15 protein-coding genes are annotated in these 18,810 nt (G+C 69.2%); 11 read left to right on the top strand and 4 right to left on the bottom strand.

All coding sequences use genetic code 11. The features are described from left to right. Positions 1-11 precede the first annotated feature (11 nt). The 5 genes from groL (at position 12) to D7X30_RS17785 (ending at position 5,453) form a co-directional block, all read left to right on the top strand. Positions 12-1,664, top strand: a complete 1,653-nt coding sequence (gene groL / locus D7X30_RS17805; RefSeq protein ID WP_120564119.1) for a chaperonin GroEL — start codon at positions 12-14, stop codon at positions 1,662-1,664. A gap of 167 nt (positions 1,665-1,831) precedes the next feature. Beyond that, positions 1,832-2,089: a glutaredoxin 3 gene (gene grxC / locus D7X30_RS17800; protein ID WP_120564118.1), complete on the top strand. Its 258-nt coding sequence runs from the start codon at positions 1,832-1,834 to the stop codon at positions 2,087-2,089. A 98-nt stretch (positions 2,090-2,187) separates the two neighbouring features. Further along, positions 2,188-2,613, top strand: coding sequence for a hypothetical protein (locus tag D7X30_RS17795; RefSeq protein WP_120564117.1), 426 nt, complete (start codon positions 2,188-2,190; stop codon positions 2,611-2,613). A gap of 201 nt (positions 2,614-2,814) precedes the next feature. Then, positions 2,815-4,197 carry a sigma 54-interacting transcriptional regulator gene (locus tag D7X30_RS17790; RefSeq protein WP_120564197.1) on the top strand — a complete coding sequence of 461 codons (1,383 nt, stop codon included), beginning with the start codon at positions 2,815-2,817 and terminating at the stop codon, positions 4,195-4,197. A gap of 47 nt (positions 4,198-4,244) precedes the next feature. Continuing rightward, positions 4,245-5,453 carry a hypothetical protein gene (locus tag D7X30_RS17785; protein ID WP_120564116.1) on the top strand — a complete coding sequence of 403 codons (1,209 nt, stop codon included), beginning with the start codon at positions 4,245-4,247 and terminating at the stop codon, positions 5,451-5,453. A 101-nt stretch (positions 5,454-5,554) separates the two neighbouring features. On the opposite strand, the gene smc is transcribed toward D7X30_RS17785, so the two are convergent. Then, positions 5,555-9,163, bottom strand: a complete 3,609-nt coding sequence (gene smc, locus D7X30_RS17780) for a chromosome segregation protein SMC (RefSeq protein ID WP_120564115.1) — start codon at positions 9,161-9,163, stop codon at positions 5,555-5,557. Positions 9,164-9,522: 359 nt separating this feature from the next. On the opposite strand from smc, the gene D7X30_RS17775 reads away from it, so the two are divergent. Beyond that, complete coding sequence (locus D7X30_RS17775; protein ID WP_233591624.1) at positions 9,523-10,179, top strand: hypothetical protein; 657 nt, start codon at positions 9,523-9,525, stop codon at positions 10,177-10,179. Between the two features lie 4 nt (positions 10,180-10,183). Here the strand turns inward: D7X30_RS17775 and D7X30_RS17770 are convergent, their stop codons facing one another. After that, the gene (locus tag D7X30_RS17770; protein ID WP_120564114.1) at positions 10,184-11,560 is read right to left on the bottom strand and encodes a hemolysin family protein; all 1,377 of its coding nucleotides are present in this window, start codon (positions 11,558-11,560) and stop codon (positions 10,184-10,186) included. Positions 11,561-11,571: 11 nt separating this feature from the next. Beyond that, positions 11,572-12,387, bottom strand: coding sequence for a lipopolysaccharide assembly protein LapB (locus D7X30_RS17765; RefSeq protein ID WP_120564113.1), 816 nt, complete (start codon positions 12,385-12,387; stop codon positions 11,572-11,574). Positions 12,388-12,448: 61 nt separating this feature from the next. Between D7X30_RS17765 and D7X30_RS17760 the strand changes: the two genes are divergently transcribed. The 5 genes from D7X30_RS17760 (at position 12,449) to D7X30_RS17740 (ending at position 17,799) form a co-directional block, all read left to right on the top strand. Continuing rightward, positions 12,449-13,705 carry a CapA family protein gene (locus D7X30_RS17760; RefSeq protein ID WP_120564112.1) on the top strand — a complete coding sequence of 419 codons (1,257 nt, stop codon included), beginning with the start codon at positions 12,449-12,451 and terminating at the stop codon, positions 13,703-13,705. Between the two features lie 284 nt (positions 13,706-13,989). Further along, positions 13,990-15,081: a peptide chain release factor 1 gene (prfA, locus tag D7X30_RS17755; protein WP_120564111.1), complete on the top strand. Its 1,092-nt coding sequence runs from the start codon at positions 13,990-13,992 to the stop codon at positions 15,079-15,081. Continuing rightward, positions 15,078-15,941: a peptide chain release factor N(5)-glutamine methyltransferase gene (prmC, locus tag D7X30_RS17750; protein WP_120564110.1), complete on the top strand. Its 864-nt coding sequence runs from the start codon at positions 15,078-15,080 to the stop codon at positions 15,939-15,941. Before prfA ends, prmC begins: the two co-directional genes overlap by 4 nt. A gap of 54 nt (positions 15,942-15,995) precedes the next feature. Next, positions 15,996-17,267 (top strand): UDP-N-acetylglucosamine 1-carboxyvinyltransferase, encoded by a 1,272-nt coding sequence (gene murA / locus D7X30_RS17745; protein ID WP_120564109.1) that lies wholly within the window; start codon positions 15,996-15,998, stop codon positions 17,265-17,267. A gap of 136 nt (positions 17,268-17,403) precedes the next feature. Next, complete coding sequence (locus tag D7X30_RS17740; RefSeq protein ID WP_120564108.1) at positions 17,404-17,799, top strand: zf-TFIIB domain-containing protein; 396 nt, start codon at positions 17,404-17,406, stop codon at positions 17,797-17,799. Positions 17,800-17,853: 54 nt separating this feature from the next. Here the strand turns inward: D7X30_RS17740 and D7X30_RS17735 are convergent, their stop codons facing one another. Continuing rightward, positions 17,854-18,699: a discoidin domain-containing protein gene (locus D7X30_RS17735; protein WP_233591623.1), complete on the bottom strand. Its 846-nt coding sequence runs from the start codon at positions 18,697-18,699 to the stop codon at positions 17,854-17,856. Between the last annotated feature and the right edge of the window lie 111 nt (positions 18,700-18,810).

Here is an 18,810-nt window from a genome sequence, read left to right as displayed (position 1 = left end):
GGATTCAGACCATGGCGAAGGACATCATTTTCGAAGTGCGCGCGCGTGACGCCATCCTGCGCGGCGTGAACATCCTGGCCGACGCGGTCAAGGTGACCCTGGGGCCCAAGGGCCGCAACGTCGTCATCGAGAAGAGCTTCGGCTCCCCCACCATCACGAAGGACGGCGTGACGGTGGCGAAGGAAATCGAACTGGAGAACAAGTTCGAGAACATGGGCGCCCAGATGGTCAAGGAGGTCGCCTCCAAGACGTCTGACGTCGCGGGTGACGGCACCACCACGGCCACCGTGCTGGCGCAGGCCATCTTCCGCGAGGGCGCGAAGCTGGTCGCCGCGGGCCACAACCCGATGGACATCAAGCGCGGCATCGACAAGGCCGTCGCCGCCATCATCGCCGAGCTGAAGACGCTGGCGAAGCCGACCAAGGGCAACAAGGAGATCGCCCAGGTTGGCACCATCTCCGCGAACGGTGACACCACCATCGGCCAGATCATCGCGGACGCGATGGAGAAGGTCGGCAAGGAGGGCGTCATCACGGTGGAAGAGGCCAAGGGCCTGGACACCACCCTGGACGTCGTCGAGGGCATGCAGTTCGACCGCGGCTACCTGTCCCCGTACTTCGTGACGGATCCGGAGCGCATGGAGGTCGTGCTGAACGACCCCCTCATCCTCATCCACGAGAAGAAGATCTCGTCGATGAAGGACCTGCTCCCCATCCTGGAGCAGGTGGCGCGCGCCGGTAAGCCTCTGCTGATCATCGCCGAGGAGGTCGAGGGCGAGGCCCTGGCCACCCTGGTGGTGAACAAGATCCGCGGCGTGCTGAACGTGGCGGCGGTGAAGGCGCCGGGCTTCGGCGACCGCCGCAAGGCCATGCTGGAGGACATCGCGGTCCTCACCGGCGGCCGGATGATCGCCGAGGACCTGGGCATCAAGCTGGACACGCTGACGCTCCAGGACCTGGGCCGCGCGAAGCGCGTCACCATCGACAAGGACAACACCACGGTCGTCGACGGCGCGGGCAGCCAGTCGGAGATCGAGGCGCGCGTGAAGCAGATCCGCGCCCAGGTCGAGGAGACCTCCAGCGACTACGACCGTGAGAAGCTCCAGGAGCGCCTCGCGAAGCTCGTGGGCGGCGTGGCCGTCATCAACGTGGGCGCCGCGACCGAGACGGAGATGAAGGAGAAGAAGGCCCGCGTGGAGGACGCGCTCAACGCGACCCGCGCGGCCGTGGAAGAGGGCGTCGTCCCCGGCGGCGGCGTGGCCTACATCCGCTGCCTCAAGGCCCTGGAGACCCTGAAGGTCGCCGACGGTGAGAAGTCCGGCGTGGACATCATCCGTCGCTCCGTCGAGGAGCCGCTGCGTCAGATCGTCGGCAACGGCGGCCTGGAGGGCAGCGTGGTGGTGAACAAGGTCAAGGAGGGCACGGGTCCCTTCGGCTTCAACGCCGCCACGGGCACCTACGAGGACCTGCTGGCCGCGGGCGTCATCGACCCGGCCAAGGTGAGCCGCACCGCGCTGCAGAACGCCGCGTCGGTCGCCTCGCTGATGCTCACCACGGAGGCCATGGTCGCCGAGCGCCCGAAGGCGGACGACGACAAGGGCGCCGCCGGCGGTGGCATGGGCGGCATGGGTGGCATGGGCGGTATGGGCGGCATGGGCATGTAGTCGCCCCACCCTTCCCCGCCGCATCAGGGGACGGGATTTGACGGCCTCCGGCGCCCACCAGGGTTCCGGGGGCCGTCGTGTTTTCAAGGGACCAGGCGCGAGGGAAGATCGTGGCCACGCGCGCAACGGCCCCTTAGGTTTGGCATCAAGAGACCCGGAGGAATTCCATGAAGCCCGTGAAGATCTACACGACGACCTACTGTGGCTTTTGCGTACGCGCGAAGGACCTGCTCAAGCGCAAGGGCGTGGCCTACGAAGAGGTGGACGTCACCGGAGACGACGACGCCCGCACGAAGCTGGTGGAGATGAGCGGCGGCCAGCGCACCGTGCCGCAGATCTTCATCGGCGACACGCACGTGGGCGGCTACTCCGACATGGCCGCGCTCGACCGCGAGGGCAAGCTGGACCCCATGCTCCACGCTTGAGCAGCCAGGCGGCCGGGCCCCGTGCCCGGACGCCACCCGCGTCCTCCGTGCCTACCTTCTCCGTCAAGGCATTCACCCCCTTTCACGGGAGGAACAGCATGGCGGGCGGACAGGAAGTCACGGGGACCCGGGATGAGCACCACGACCTCATCAGCACGCTCTACCACCTGCTCAAGGGCGCGTCGGTGAGCGCGCAGTACCTGCGCGACGCGGAGGCCGCGGGGGATCAGGAGCTGGCGCAGCTCTTCCGCGACTGGCAGGACGAGCAGCGCAACCTGGCCGAGCGCGCCAAGAACCTGCTGGGCACGCGCATGGTGAACGCGCAGGCCGGCACGGGCCGTGCGGCCACCTCGGGCGCGGAGTCCAAGGGCACGAAGCGCAGGGCGAACGCGGAGGTGCCGACGCGCGAGGTGAAGGGCCCCACCAACGCGAGCGTGCGCTCCGGCGGCAGCCCCGGCGACGACGAAGTGGACGAGCAGTCCAAGGAGTCGTTCCCCGCGAGCGACGCACCCGCGAAGTACTGAGGCGAGGGGAAATCCAGGAGGCAGGCCCGACGTCCCCGGTTGGGGCGGCCGGGCCCCTTCTGTCTTCATCTTCAACGGACGTTTCCGCGTCTACTTGTTCCACTTGCCCCCTGTGTGCAGTCCCCCCTAAAGAGGCGGGATTCAGGGCGACGAGGGGTGTTTTTGCCCCCCACGCCCCGTTGCGACCAGGGGTTCGTGACCATGATTGACAGACCGGATGTCACCGAAACCGTCCACGCGGAGCGCGAGGCACAGGCCACTCGCGTCCCCCTTCACGAGTGGACGGTCGAGGTGGTGGGCGGTCCTGACAAGGGCAAGAAGGTCACCACGCGGGACGCGCTGGTGCGCGTGGGCTCCGACGCCGAGGGCGACCTGGTGCTGAGCGACCCGACGGTGAGCCGCCGTCACCTGGAGGTGGAGCGGCTGCCGCAGGGGCTGCTCCTGCGCGACACCGGCAGCCGCAACGGCACGTTCCTCGACGGGCGCCGCATCCTCCAGGCCTTCGTCACCAGCGGCGACAAGGTGGAGCTGGGCAAGACGAAGCTCGCGGTGAAGGTGGCCGCCCGCGCGACGGAGGTGGAGGTCGCTGGCGCGGAGTCCTTCGGGCAGCTCGTGGGCAGCTCGGAGAAGATGCGCTGGGTCTTCACGGAGCTGCGCCGCATCGCGCGCGAGGACATGAACCTGCTCGTCGAGGGCGAGACGGGCACGGGCAAGGAGCTGGCCGCGCGGGCGGTGCACCAGCACTCGCTGCGCCGCCACGGCGCCTTCAAGGTCGTGGACTGCAACCTCATCTCCGAGGAGAAGGCGGAGCGCGAGCTGTTCGGCGGGCTGCGCGCCGGGGAGAACGAGGACAAGGGCGCGCGCGGCATCTTCGAGGCGGCGCGCGGCGGCACCCTCTTCCTGGACGAGGTGGGCGAGCTGCCCATGTCCGTGCAGGGCAAGCTGTTGCGCGTGCTGGAGACGCGCGAGGTGCCGTCGCTGGACGGGCAGCCGGTGGCGGTGGACGTGCGCGTCATCGCCTCCACGCACCGCAACCTGGAGGAGGACGTGCGCCAGGGCCGCTTCCGCGCGGACCTCTACTTCCGGCTCGCGGTGGCGCGCGTGAGGCTGCCGCCCCTGCGCACCCGCCGCGACGACATCCCCACGCTGTCGCAGGCCCTGTCGCGCGGCATGAAGGCCGCGCTGGAGCTGACGCCGCAGACGCTGGCCCTCTTCGAGGGCTACGACTGGCCGGGCAACGTGCGCGAATTGCGCAACGTGCTGGAGCGCGGCGCGCTGATGCAGGAGACGGGCAACACCAGCTGGCTGGACTTCCTGGCGCACGCGCCCAAGCGCACGGAAGGCACGGAGCCCGCCACCAACGTGGCCGCCATCGTCACCGGCATGCCGTACCACGAAGCGAAGGACCGGGTGCTCGCGGACTTCGAGCGGCTGTACTTCGCGGAGGTAATGCGCGAGGTGGCCTTCGACATGAAGGCCGCGGAGCAGCGCACCGGCCTGTCCATGCAGAGCCTCTACCGCCTGTTGAAGAAGAACGGGCTCCGCCTCAAGGACCTCAAGAACGCCGAGGGCCTGGAGAAGTGAGCGCCCGACCGCAGTCCCAACCACCCCAACCGGGAGAAAGCCTCACCATGCTGAAGCGTCTCGCCGTCGCCTCCGTCATCCTCACCGCCGCCTGTGCCGGCCAGCAGAAGACCGAAGCCACCGAAGGTCAGAAGCAGATGACCAAGGAAGAGCGGCTGCGCATCACCAACCAGCCCCCGTTCGACCTGGCGACCTGCTTCCCGCACGAGCGGACCCTGCCCTCCCCCGCCAACGAGGGTGTCCTCGTGGGCGCGCTCCTGAGCGTCCGTCCGGACGTGCTGGAGTGCCTGGTGGATCCGGCCAACCGCGGCGCGGCGGCCAGCACCAAGGTGACGGTGAAGTCCACCGTCAACGCCCAGGGCGTCACGCACGCCGTCACCAGTGACAACCTCACGCCGGCCGGCATTGGCTGCATCCAGCAGGTGCTGGACACGCACGTGAAGCCCGCGGCGCTGGCGGCGGACGCGAAGCCGGTGGAGGCCTCGTACGAGTACGACCACGCCACCGCCAACAACCCGTCCGTCACCATGGGCATCAACGAGGGCTCGGACTTCTCCGGCACGGTGCGCCTGGCGCAGAAGAGCTGGTGTGACTGCTACGCCGGCTTCAAGGCGTCCACGCCGCCGGTGCTGAGCGCCGACATCCACATCGTGAAGGGCCAGCCCAACCCGACGGAGGTCGTCTTCAAGCCCTCCGGCAGCACGGAAGGCGACCAGCTGGCGTCCTGCATGCAGGCGAAGATCGCCGCCATGCCCGCGACGACGACGGGCGAGCTGAAGTTCCCGTTCCGCTTCGTGTTCTTCAACTCGCAGGCCCCGGTGGAGGCCGCCGCGAGCATGCCGCCGGAGCTGCGCTTCTTCCAGCTGGAGCTGGCGCGCACCCAGACGGCCGCCGCGTCCGCCATCGCCTTCGGCGCGCGCACCAACGCGGCGGACACGTATGACGCCGTCGTGCAGAAGTACACCAAGACGAAGGACTACAAGCTCTTCGACGAGCTGTCCTCCAAGTGCCAGGCGCTGGTGGACTCCGCCACCAAGTGGGTGGACGCGCTCAAGGCGCAGGAGACGGTGGACCAGACGACCCTGACGCTGGTGCAGGAGCTCAAGGCCCAGAAGGAAGACTGGGCCCCGGTGGAGACCGCCAGCCAGGAGGCCCTGGCCAACACCCAGAAGGACCTCTCCGCCGCCCAGCAGCGTCTGGCCGCGGACCAGGGCGCCTGCCCGAAGAAGAGCTACGCGCCGGCGAAGAAGAAGTAGTCCTTCGCCTTCGAGCCGCTGAAATGACAACGGGCGCTCCGGGGAACATCCCGGGGCGCCCGTCTTCTTTTCGAGTCTGAAGCCCTGCCCTGCCGCGCGCCCTACGACGCTGCGGGGACCTTGTCGTCGTTGTGCGCGGAGGCCTCGCGCATCTTCACGCTGACGAGCTTGGAGATGCCGGGCTCCTCCATGGTGACGCCGTAGAGCGTGTCGGCGATCTCCATGGTGCGCTTGTTGTGGGTGATGAGGATGAACTGCGACTGGCGGCTCATCTCCTTCACCATGTCGTTGTAGCGGCCCACGTTGCCCTCATCCAACGGGGCGTCGACCTCGTCCAGGAGGCAGAAGGGGGTGGGCTTGATGAGGAAGATGCCGAAGATGAGCGCCACGGCGGTGAGTGCCTTCTCACCACCGGAGAGCAGGTTGACGCTCTGGAGCTTCTTGCCCGGCGGCTGGGCGACGATTTCGACGCCCGGCTCACCGTTGGGGCCCTCCTGCGTGAGGATGAGGCTGGCCCGGCCACCGCCGAACAGGCGCGGGAAGATGGCCTGGAACTTGTCGTTCACCACGTCGAAGGTCTGCTTGAAGCGCTCGCGGCTCGTCGCGTCGATGCGGACGATGGCTTCCTTCAGCTGGCTGATGGACGCCTGGAGGTCCTGACGCTGGGTGGAGAGGAACTCGAAGCGCTTGGACAGCTCTTCGTGCTCGTCGATGGCGGTGAGGTTGATCTCCCCCATCTTCTCCACCTGCGCGCGCAGGTCCTTGAGCTCGCTCTCCACTTCCGGCGAGAGCGGCGCCAGCAGGTGGTAGTTGTGCAGCTCCGCGGACAGCTCCAACTGGTAGCGCTCGCGGATGCCGGCGGCCAGGTGCTCCAGCTCCAGGCCAATCTCCTTCTCGCGCAGGGTGATCTGCGACAGGCCCTGCATGAGCTCGTCCAGCCGGCCGCGCAGCTCGCGGAAGGCGGTGTCCTGCTCGCGCACCTCGGTGGTGGCGGTGGTGTGCGCGGTGCGGCGGGACTCCAGGGCCTCCGCGGCCACGCGGTGCTCCTCCGCCCGCTGCTCCTTGGTGGACTCCAGCTCCGCGAGCCGGCCCTGCAGCTGCTCCACCTTGGTGCGGCCGTCCGTCACCGTGGCCTGCAGGCGGCTGACGCGCGCCTCCATGTCCCGGCGCTGCGCCACCAGGCTCTCCAGCTCCTTGCGGGCGGACTCGCCGCGCTCGCTGCCGGCGGCCACCTTCACGCGCAGGCCCATCAGGTCCGAGGACGCCATGTCCGCGCGCTGGCGCAGCCCCTCCAGCTCCCCGGCGTACTGGCGCACGCGCTCCTCGCGCGCCTCGCGGTCCGCCTGGCCGTGAGCCACCTCGCCGCGGCTGGACTCCTCCTCGTTGGCGAGCGCGGTGTGGCTCTGCGACAACTGGCCCTCCTCGCCCTCCAGCGAGCGCAGCCGCTCGCGCACCCGGGCCAGGTCCTCGCTCGCCTTGTGGAGGTCCTTCTCCTGGCTGGCCAGGTTGACCTCCTCCGCGTGCTGCTCCTTGCCCAGGCCCTTGAGGACGGCCTCCGCCTGCCCCATCTGCTTCTGGAGCGTGTAGTGGCGGGTCAGGATCTCGTTGTAGCGCTCCTCCACCCGGGCCACTTCGGCCGCCAGCTCCGCGATTTCGCGCTTCTTCTGGAGCGCGCCCACGGCCGCGCCCTCGCGCTCGCCGCCGGTGATGGAGCCGTCCGTGCGGAAGACCTCGCCCTCCAGCGTGACCAACGTGCACGGCACGGGGGTGCTCTCCGCGTACTCGCGCGCGGCGACCAGGTCCTGGACGATGACCACGTCGCCCAGGAGCAGCTTGAGCACGGGCTCCAGCGCGGGCTCGCAGGACACTTCCTTCAGCGCGTGCGCCAGGACGCCCGGGCGTGAGAGGTCCGGCTCCACGTAGGCCCGGGCCTGCTCGCCAGAGGGCACCGGCAGGAAGGTGCCGCGCCCTTCGGCGTGGCCCTTCAGGTACTCCACCAGCTCCACGCCCTTCTCGCGGCTGTCCACGATGACGTGCTGGAGCCGCTCACCCAGGGCGGCCTCCACCGCGCGCTCGTAGCGAGCGGAGGGGACCGTGAGGACGTCCGCCACCAGGCCGAAGATGCCCTGCTCGCGGGCCGCCTCCGCCGCGCGCACCATGACGGCGCGCACGCCCCGGTCGAAGCCGTCGTAGTTCTTCTGGATGTCCTCCAGGGAGGACAGGCGGCTGCGCTTGTCGCTCAGCTCCTCGCGCAGCGCGATGACCTGGACCTCGTTCTCCGTGAAGGCCTCGCGCGTGCGGGTGAGGGCCTCCTCTTCATGGCCCCGGCGCTCGGCCAGCTCGGAGGCCAGGTGGCGCGTGTCCTCCACGTGCTTCGCCGCCTGGGTGCGCACGGAGTCCAGCTCCTGCTCCTGGGCGCGCAGGGCCTCCAGCTCACCGCCCAGCTTCGCGCGGCGGGCCTCCAGGTCCGTGCGCTGGCGCGCGAGGTTGACCAGGTTGCTCTCGTGGTTCGCCAGGCGCGTGGCCACGGCGACCAGCCCCGCCCGCTCCTGCTCCAGGCGCAGGGAGATTTCCGTCTGGAGCACGGAGACGCGGCGCTGCTCCTCCAGGGCCACCGCCATGGCCACTTCGTCTTCCTTGTACGAGCCGGCGATGCCCGACAGCTCCGCCTCGCGGGCCGTCATGGTCCGCACGACCTCGGCCTGCCGCGCGAGCAGCGCGTCCAGCTCCGCCTGCGCGGACTCCACGCGCGTGCCGGTCTCCTCGAAGTCGCGGCGGCCGTAGGACAGCTCCTGCGCCTCACGCTGCAGGGCGCTCTCCAGCGCGTGCACCTCGCCGGCGTACTGCTGGAGCGCCGCCCCTTCCGCGTCCAATTCCGCGCGGCGCCGGGTGATGACCTCCTCCAGCTCCTTCACCTTGTCCAGGCCCTCGCGCTCCTCGCCGCCCAGGTTCTCCAGGCGAGACTGGAGCACGCGCTTCTCCGCCATCAGCTCCAGCGAGCGGTGGCTGGTGGAGTGCAGATCAATCTCCCGCATGCGCGCCTTGAGCTTGCGGTACTTCTCCGCCTTCTTCGCCTGGCGCGACAGCGTGTCCAGCCGCTTCTCCAGCTCGCCGGTGATGTCGTTGACACGCAGGAGGTTGGCCTCGGTGGCCTCCATCTTGCGCTCGGCGGCCTTGCGGCGGGCCTTGTACTTGGTGACGCCCGCGGCCTCCTCCAGGAGGTGCCGGCGGTCCTCCGGCTTGCTGGAGACGATGAGGCCCACGCGGCCCTGCTCGATGATGGAGTAGGCCTTGGTGCCCACGCCCGTGCCGAGGAACAGCTCGGTGATGTCCAGCAGGCGGCAGAGGGTCTTGTTGATGAGGTACTCGGAGTCGCCGTTGCGGAACAGGCGCCGCGTCACGGTGATCTCACTGAAGCCCTGGTACTGGGGCGCCAGCGTGTCCGTGTCGTCCACGAGGAAGGTGAGCGACACCTCCGCCATGGACAGGGGCGGCTTGTTCTCCGAGCCGTTGAAGATGACGTCTTCCATGCCGCGGCCGCGCAGGTTCTTCGCGCTCTGCTCGCCCATCACCCAGCGGATGGCGTCCACGACGTTGGATTTGCCACACCCATTGGGGCCGACGACGCCCGTGACGCCCTCGTCGAAGGAGAAGACGCTCCGCTCCATGAACGACTTGAAGCCGGTGATGTCCAGGCGCTTGATTCGCATGCCAGCGTGCTCCCTACGGCCGACGGTGAGGCGGCGTGAAAACGCGCGCGAGGCCGGAAAATCGGCTCCGCAGCGTTCGGCAGGAGTACCAACGCACCCCACCGCGGATCAAGCGTGACCATGCCACGCATGACCCTATGTCTAGTGCTACAGGCCGGTAGGTGAGCGACCCTGCGTCACCCTTGCAAAGCAGCCGACCCACCCTACCTTCCTGTTGATCTTTCTGGAGGCGTCCTACGTTTCAGCCCTTGCTTGCCATGTCGCTCCTCGTGGGCGCGTCCCCGACGTCCCAGGTAGCACCCCGGTCTGACATGGTCGCGGCGGCGGCGCCGGCCCCCTGTCCGAACCCCTGGTTTCCCATGGAGGAAGGCCTGTCGCTGACCTACCGGGCGGGCCGCTCGTCGGAGCTGGTGCTGGCGACGAAGGACGTCGCCCCCAACCCGGACGGGACGGTGAAGGCCACGCTGGCGGTGAGCCTCAAGGGGCGCAGCGGGCAGACGGACCTGACCTGTGACTCCGAAGGCGTCCGCACGGGCCTGGGCGGCCTGGAGGGCACGCTCCTGTCCGCGTCCGGCATGGACGTTCAAGTGGTGAACGCGGAGGGCGCGGCCGTGCCGGCGCCGTCCGTGATGGTCCCTGGGGGCACCTGGAAGAACAGCCTGTCGGTGAAGCTCCAGCCGCCGGCCAGGAAGGGCGGCCTGCGCCCCATCATCGCCACGACCTTCGACAAGGAGGCCACGGTGGTGGGCGAGGAGGAGATCACCGTCGCGGCGGGCACCTTCAAGGCGCTCAAAATCAAGAACGTCACCACGGCCCGCGCCAGCCGCCCCGGCGCGGAGGGCCGCTCCATGGAGAGCTTCATGTGGTTCGCGCCGGACGTGGGCATCGTGAAGCTGACCACGGACGGGGAGACGAACCTGGAGCTGCTCAAGGTGGACCGGCCGAACGCCAAGGTGAAGCCGGCGGCCATCCAGGGCGGCGCGAAGAAGAAGGCCGTGAAGCCCACCAAGAGCTAGCGATTCACCCCGTCTCGCCGGAGGGCACGGGCGGCTCCGGAGAGCGGCTGCCGTCCTTGGGCACCGCCGTGGGGCGCGACTGTGGCTCCACCGTGACGCGCACCACGCGGGGGCCGTCCACCTCCTCCACGAGGATGCGCCACATGTCGAGCTTGAGGCTGTCGCCCTTCTCCGGCACCCGGCCCAGCTTCGTCATCAGGTAGCCGGCGATGGTCGTCACCTCGCCCTTTTCGTCGTCGCTCAGGTCGAAGGTGACATCCAGCTGGGCCTCCAGGTCGTCCAGCTGCGCGGTGCCGGGCAATTCGAAGCGGCCCCCCGGCAGCGCCCGCACCTCCTCCACGCGCCGGCCCAGCTCCGCCACGTCGCCCACCACCTCCGCCACCACGTCCGCGATGGTGACCAGCCCGGACGTGCCGCCGTGCTCGTCCACCACCATGGCGATCTGCCGGCGCCGGCGGCGGAACTCCGTCAAGAGCTGCTCCAGCGTCGCGTTCTCCGGGATGAAGAGCACCGGGCGCTGCACCTGCGACAGGCTGCGCAGCTCGCCGCGCGACAGGAGGAAGAACAGGTCCTTCACGTTCACCACGCCCTCGACCTCATCGAGGTTGCCCCGGCACACCGGCAGCCACGTGTGCCCGGACGCCCGCGCGTCGATGACGTTCCTGTCCAGCGCCTCCTCCACGTCCAGGTAGCGCATCTGGTTGCGGGGCACCATCACCTGCCGCGCCGTCTTCTGCGCCATCTCCAGCGCGCGCTCCAACAGCTCCGCCCGCGCCGTGGTGATGGCGCCGGCCTGCGCGGAGCTGTGCAGGATGACGCGCAGCTCGTCCTCGTTCGTCGCCTCGTGCGTCTCGCTGGCCGAGTGCAGGCCGAAGGCCTTGAGCACCAGCCCCGCCAGCCAGTTGAGCAGCCGGATGGCCGGGTAGAAGAGGAAGTAGAACGCGCGCATGGGCAGCGCCACCGCGAGCGTCGTCTGCTCCGCGCGCTGGATGGCGACGCTCTTGGGCGCCAGCTCCCCCATCACGATGTGCAGGAACGTGATGATGCTGAAGCCGATGATGCCCGCCGCGGTGGAGCCGTACTTCGCCGCCAGCGCCTCCGGCAGCACCTTCTCCACCACCGGGTGCAGCAGGTGTTCGAACGCGGGCTCACCCAGCCAGCCCAGGCCCAGCGACGCGAGCGTGATGCCGAACTGCGTGGCGGACAGGTACGCGTCCAGTTCGGTCACCATCTTCAGGGCCGTGGCCGCGCCGGGCGTGCCCTCGTCCACCAGGGACTGCAGGCGCGTGGCGCGGATCTTCACGATGGCGAACTCCGTCGCCACGAAGAAACCGTTCGCGACGACCAGCAGCAGCGCCAGCCCCAGGAAAACCCATTCCATGTGTGATTCCCTCAGAAGAGGGCTTCGAAGTCCGGATCGCCCTTGAGCACGTCGAACATGGGGTCCGCGGACAGCCACCCCAGGACCTTCTGCCGGTCCGCCGCCAGCGCCTTCTGCAGGTACTGGACGGCGTCCTTCGGACGGCCCCACAGCGCGTACAGCGCCGCCAGGTTGTAGTTGAGCAGGAGGTCTTCCGCGTTGAGCGCCCGGGCGCGCTCGTAGGCGCGCTCTGCTTCCGCGTAGAAGCCCTTCTGGGCGTAGCAGATGCCCAGGTCCAGCTGCGCCTCGAAGTTGTCCGGCTCCAGCCGCACCACTTCCTTCAGCTGGGTGATGGAGGAGCGGTAGTCCCCCTCATCCATCATCAGCGCCGCCAGCTCGTGCCGGGGGAAGGCGTCCTGCGGGTCCAGCTCGATGGCGGCCTGCAGCTCCCGCATCGCCTCCTCCACCCGGCCCTGGTCCGCGTAGGTGAGCCCCAGGTTGAGGTGGGCGTCCGGGTACTCCGGATCCAGCTCGATGGCTTCCTTGTACTCCTCCACGGCCATCTCGCTGGCGTGGGTGGAGAGGAAGCAGGCCAGGTTGTAGTGCGCGGTGGCGCTCTCCGGCTCCAGCTTGAGCGCGGTGAGGTACTCGCCCAGCGCCTCGCGGAACTGCTTCTTCTCCGCGTAGACCGTGGCCAGGTTGTCGTGCGCGTGCGCCGACGTGGGGTCCAGGTCGATGGCCTTCTTGAACTCCTTGATGGCCTCGTCCAGCCAGCCCCGGTCCGCCAGCTCGATGCCGCGGGTGTTGTGCTCGTCGGACAGAGCGATGTTGTCCTTTTCCCGGGCCATGAGCGCGCGGCAATCTACGCGTCGCGCGTTTCCCCGTGCAAGGTAGAGTTTCCCCTTGCCCATGCGCCACGCCGCCCTGCTGCTCCTGCTGTCGCTTTCCGCCTGTCACCCCCGCCCCGTGACGCCCGCCTCCCCTCCCCCGGGGCTGGAGCCTGGCGCCGCCACGGAAGCCCCGCCGCCCGAGGCCGCCCCTGCCCCGCCGGCCGGGTCCGATACCGGACATCCCGCTGGCCAGCCGGCCCCTCCAGCCCTCGCCCGCCCGGTGACGCTGGTGGTGGGCGGCGACGTGACGGTGGGCTACCACTACGAGGAGTACTTCGATGATCAGGTGGCCAAGGGGAAGACGCGCGAGGAGATGTTCGCGTACGGCTTCCGCGAGGTGATGCCCATCGTGGACTCCGGCGACCTGTTCGTCGTGAACCTGGAGTGCCCGTACACGGACAGCACGGTGAAGCTGCCCAAGAACTTCAACTTCCGCGCTCGGCCGGAGCTGGTGAACGTGCTCACCGCGGGCCGCGTGGGCGTGGTGAGCCTGGCCAACAACCACATGATGGACTACGGCGCGCAGGGGCTCCTGGACACCCTCACCTCCCTGGAGGCCGCGCGCATCCCCTACTTCGGCGCCGGCCGGAACCTGGCGGAGGCGCGCCGCCCGGCCGTCCTCACCGTGGGGGACCTGAAGGTCGCGTTCCTGGGCTACTTCTTCCTGGGCACGCGCAACATCGAACCCCGGGAGGTCTACGCCACGGACACCACGCCGGGCGTGGCGGGGCACTTCTCCGACGTGGAGGTGATGGAGCGGATGCTGCGCGAGGACATCGCGGCGGCGAAGGCCCAGGCGGACCTGGTGCTCCCCTTCTTCCACTGGGGCATCGAGGGCAACACCACCCCGGAGCCGTATCAGGTGCGCCTGGCGCACGCGGCCATCGACGCGGGGGCGGCGGGGGTGCTGGGCAGCCACCCGCACGTGCTCCAGTCCATGGAGCTGTACCAGGGCAGGCCGGTGGTCTACTCGCTGGGCAACTTCGTGTTCGGCGGGAACTGGAACCCCCGGGACAAGCGCAGCGTCCTGTGGCGGGCGCGCTTCGACTCCACGGGTTATGTCTCCAGTGACGTGCTGCCCCTCAGGACCGACCGCTACCCCGAGTTCCCCGTCCAGCCGGTGCCCGTCACGGGTGCCGAGGCCGATGGGGTGATGACGCTGCTGCGCACCGCGTCGCAGGAGACGCCGGGGCTGGAGCGGATGCTCCCCGCATTGGACGCAGAGGGAGCAGGGAGCCAGCCGCCCCCCTCCTCCAGTGTGAGAGGGGGGCAGTAGCTTTCGGGACTACTTGTTGTTGCGCTGGCCGCGCTTGAAGCGCGTGCGGCGGCGCTTCAGCTGCGCCTTCCGGGTCTTGGCGCGGTTCTTCAGCTTCTTCTTGGAACGATTCCCCTTCTGTGCGGCCATGTGGAAGGACTCCGTGTTGAGCGTGATTCAAGCCGCACCGGGCGGCGACGGGGGCCGTTCTTACATGCCGCTGCCCATACGGCCAAGGTTTTCCTTGACGCCCTCGGCCCTTGCCACGGGGCGCCCAACGGGGCAAGACGCCCCGGGAACCACGCATGATTGACAAATTGGAAGAGGTCGAGCGCCGCTTCGAGCGGCTCACGGCCGACCTGTCGAACCCCGATATCCTCGCCGACACGGCGAAGCTCCAGAAGGTGTCCAAGGAGCGCGCCGGGCTGGAGAAGCTCGTCGAGACCTTCCGCGGCTACCGCAAGGTGCTGGCGGACCTGTCGGAGGTGGAGTCGTGGCTGTCCAGCTCCGACCCCGACGAGAAGGCCTACGCCAAGGAGTCCCTGCCGGGCCTCAAGGAGCAGCGCGAGGAGCAGGAAGCCGCGCTGAAGATCCTCCTGCTGCCCAAGGATCCCAATGACGAGAAGAACGTCATCCTGGAGATCCGCGCGGGCGCGGGCGGCGACGAGGCGGCCCTCTTCGCCGAAGAGGTCATGCAGATGTACCTGCGCTACGCGGACCGCAAGGGCTGGAAGGCGGACATCCTGGACATGAGCGCGGGCAACGCCGGCGGCGTGAAGGACGCCACGGTGACGCTCTCCGGGGACGCCGTGTTCAGCCAGCTCAAGTACGAGTCCGGCGTCCACCGCGTGCAGCGCGTGCCGGCCACGGAGACGCAGGGGCGCATCCACACCTCCACCATCACCGTGTCGGTGATGCCGGAGGCGGAGGACGTGGACGTGCAGATCAACCCCGCGGACATCGAGATGCAGGTGATGCGCTCCACGGGCGCCGGTGGCCAGAGCGTCAACACCACGGACTCCGCGGTGCGCCTCATCCACAAGCCGTCCGGCATCGTGGTGAAGTGCCAGCAGGAGAAGAGCCAGGGGAAGAACCGCGCCATGGCCCTGCGCATGCTGCGCGCGAAGCTCTACGACATGGAGCAGGAGCGCATCCGCAACGAGCGCGACTCCATGCGCCGCGGCCAGGTGGGCACGGGCGACCGCAGCGAGAAGATCCGCACCTACAACTTCCCGCAGGACCGGCTCACCGACCACCGCATCGGGCTCACCGTGCACAACCTGCCGGCCATCATGGTGGGCAACGTGGACGAGGTGATCACCGCCTGCCGCACCCACTACCAGGCCGAAGCCCTCAAGGCGCAGACAGGCGGCGGGCGTCCCGCCAGCGAAGCATGAGCGACGTCTGGACCATCCGTCGGCTCCTCACCTGGACGACGGGGCACTTCGAGAAGCGCGGGGTGGACGCGCCCCGGCTCACGACGGAAATCCTCCTGGCGCACGTGCTCAAGACGGGCCGGGTGCGCCTGTACGTGGACCTGGACCGGCCGCTGTCCAAGGACGAGCTGTCCGCCTTCAAGGCGCTCATCGAGCGCCGGATGGCGGGCGAGCCCACGAACTACCTGACGGGCACGAAGGAGTTCTACAACCGCCCGTTCAAGGTGGACGCGCGCGTGCTCATCCCCCGACCGGAGACGGAGCTGCTGGTGGAGGCGGTGCTGCACTCGGTGCCCAAGGACGCGCCTTCCCGCGTCCTGGACGTGTGCACGGGCTCCGGCTGCATCGCCATCAGCGTGGCGGCGGAGCGGCCCCAGGCGACGGTGCTGGCCACGGACCTGTCCAAGGACGCGTGCGCGCTGGCCCGTGAGAACGCGCAGGCCCTGGGCGTGGCCGAGCGCGTGAGCGTGCTGGAGGGCGACCTGTTCTCGCCCCTGCCCCCGGACGCGACGTTCCGGGTGGTGGTGTCGAATCCGCCGTACATCGATTCCGGCGACATCGCCGGGCTGTCCGCCGAGGTGCGGCGCGAGCCCCGCCTGGCGCTGGACGGCGGGCCGGACGGGCTGGTGGCGCTGCGGCGGGTGATTCAGGGCGCCCGCCGGGTGCTGGAGCCTGGCGGACTGCTTGCATTGGAGATGGGTGAGACCCAGGGCAGCGCCGTCCTGGAGCTCCTGCGGGCCGCGGGTTACTCGGACGCGCGCGTGGAGAAGGACCTGGAGCGGCGTGAACGCATGGCGTTCGGGACACAGCCCGCGGCCTGACGGCCACGGGACGCGCGGCCCGGCAGCCGCACGCAAAGAAGGTACGTAAAAGACATGGACAAGATCGTCATGAAGGGTGGCACCGCGCTGCACGGCGAGGTGGAGGTCTCCGGCGCGAAGAACGCGGCGCTGCCCATCCTGGCCTCCGCGCTGCTCGCGGACGGCACCACCACCTTCCGCAACGTGCCGGACCTGGCGGACGTGGCCACGATGCTGGAGGTGCTCCGCACGATGGGCTGCGAGGCCGAGCGGCTCACCGGCAGGAAGGCGGACACCTGTGAAATCAGCATCGCGGGGGACATCACCCCGGAGGCCCCCTACGACCTGGTGAAGACCATGCGCGCCAGCGTCCTGGTGCTGGGGCCGCTCGTGGCGCGCTACGGCCGGGCGCGCGTGTCCATGCCGGGCGGGTGCGCCATTGGCGCGCGTCCCATCGACCAGCACCTCAAGGGCCTGAAGGCGCTGGGCGCGGACATCCACCTGACCGAAGGCTACGTGGAGGCCCGGGCGAAGCAGCTCAAGGGCGGCATGGTCAACTTCGACGTCATCACCGTCACCGGCACGGAGAACGTGATGATGGCGGCGGTGCTCGCGAAGGGCCGCACCGTGATGGAGAACTGCGCGCGCGAGCCGGAGGTAGAGGAGCTGGCGCGGGTCCTCAACAAGATGGGCGCGAAGGTGGAGGGGGCGGGCACGTCCGTCATCACCATCGAGGGCGTGGAGTGCCTGAACCCGGTGGAGCACGCCATCCTCCCGGACCGCATCGAGGCGGGCACGCTGCTGGTGGCGGCGGCCATCAGCGGGGGCAACGTGCTGGTGAAGCACGCGCGCCCGGAGCACCTGGACGCGGTCATCGACAAGCTGCGCGAGGCGGGCTGCACCATCACCGTGGAGGGCGGGGGCCTGCGCTGCAAGGCGCCCAGGTCGCTCAAGTCGGTGAACATCACCACCACGGAGCACCCGGGCTTCCCCACGGACATGCAGGCGCAGTTGATGGCGCTGATGACGGTGAGCCACGGCACGTCCGTCATCTCCGAGAACATCTTCGAGAACCGCTTCATGCACGTGCCGGAGCTGCACCGGCTGGGCGCGGACATCACCATCCAGGGGCACACGGCGGTGGTGAAGGGCGTGAAGGGGCTCAGCGGGGCGCCGGTGATGGCCACCGACCTGCGCGCCAGCGCGTCGCTCATCCTGGCCGGCCTGCGGGCAGACGGGCAGACCGAGGTCAGCCGCGTCTACCACCTGGACCGCGGGTACGAGCGGCTGGAGCGCAAACTGCGGGGCCTGGGGGCGGACATCCGCCGGGTGAAGGAGCGGGCCTGAGTCCTGGGGGCCGGCTGAAGGCACGTTGCCAACAGAAGCCGCCGCACGGGTTGCATCCCAATTTTTGGGCGACCTATCATTCTCCATTCACTGGGGAGCACTCTGGGCTCCCCCTTTCAGGAGAACGAGCCGCCCCATGAATTGCCCCGGTTGCAGCGTCGAGATGACTGATCTCGAAGGAGATCACGACGAGACGTTGCGGAAGTGTGGAGATTGCGGAGGCCTGTGGACCGATGTTTCGGACCTGCGCCGCATCCTCCTTCACAACAACCTGCCCGGTCTGGAGCAACTCGGGGGCAAGGTCGACGCGGAGGCCCTGACAGGGCAGTGCCCGGACTGCCAGGTGGACTTCGTGCGCATCGACGGTGGGGACCGGAGTCACCCCCTGCACTACGACACCTGCGAGTCCTGCGGCGGCATCTTCCTGGAATCGGAGTTCGCGGACGCCACGGACGTCAAGGCCGCCGAGCAGGAGATCGTCACCTTCTTCCGCAACTTCGACGCGAAGCGGAAGGCCAAGGCGGCCATCTAGGCCCCAGGCTCCAAGCTCGGTGGGCGCCCGGTTCTTCCAGGCGCCCGGTTGTGCTCAAGGCTGGCCGCGGAAGGCGCTTCCCCACTCCTCGGGGAGCGTCCCGTCCAGCGACAGCGCGGCGGCCGCCTTCGGCCCCTCGCCGGCGGGGGTCCGCTCGAAGCGGGCCGTCACCTTGCCCTTCTTCGGGATGTCCAACGTCACCTTGTTGCCGGACACCGTGTAGGTGCCGCTGACGACGGTGGTGGGCTCGGGCGTCTCCAGGGGCTCCAGCGAGAAGCGCCAGGTCCCGTCCACGAAGAAGGACAGGAAGCGCTCCGGGGCGCCTTCATGGCCGCCGAACCAGGTGCCCACGAGCGGGGCCACACGCGCATCGTACTTGTACCGGGTCGCGAGCGCGGGGCCGTTGAGGGGCTTTCCTCCCGAGTAGAGGACGAGGTCGGTGAGGCACACCGGGCTGTCCTCCTTGGTACCGGGGAAGCGGTCCGCCACCTCCAGGATGAAGCGCGCGCCGAACAGCGGCTGGGACAGGGGCACGGCCTGAAGGCCACGCTTGTCCTGCACGGTGACGCTGCGGGACGCGTCCACGCTGGTGAGGGTGAACTTGCGCACGCGGCCGTTGGCCTTGAAGGCGTCGCGGGACGTGCCGTCGCCCGTGTAGACGCGCACCTCGTCCAGGGTGACGGGCTCCTTGAAGCCGATGAAGACGTGGGACGGCTTCTCCCCTTCCGCGCACCAGACGGTGGTGTCCCGGCCGTCCAGGAGGTTGAGGGGCACGTAGTGGTCCGGGCGCGCCTCCTTCTCCAGCCAGGCCTCCGCCTGGGCATAGCCGGGCGCGGCGGGCGCGGCGGCGAGGACGGACGGAGACACGAGCAGCAGGCAGGCCAGGGACAGGCGTCGCATGGGGCGCATCTTGGATCGTCCCTGCCCCGTCGCTCCAGTCCGGGTGTGCACCTTCCGTCACCACCGGACTTGGCGTTGTGCAGGTGACGTCCGGGGGCGCGGATGAAAGCG

Source organism: Corallococcus sp. AB011P, from assembly GCF_003611605.1.
Lineage (GTDB): Bacteria > Myxococcota > Myxococcia > Myxococcales > Myxococcaceae > Corallococcus > Corallococcus coralloides.
This window is presented reverse-complemented; position numbering and strand designations above follow the sequence as displayed.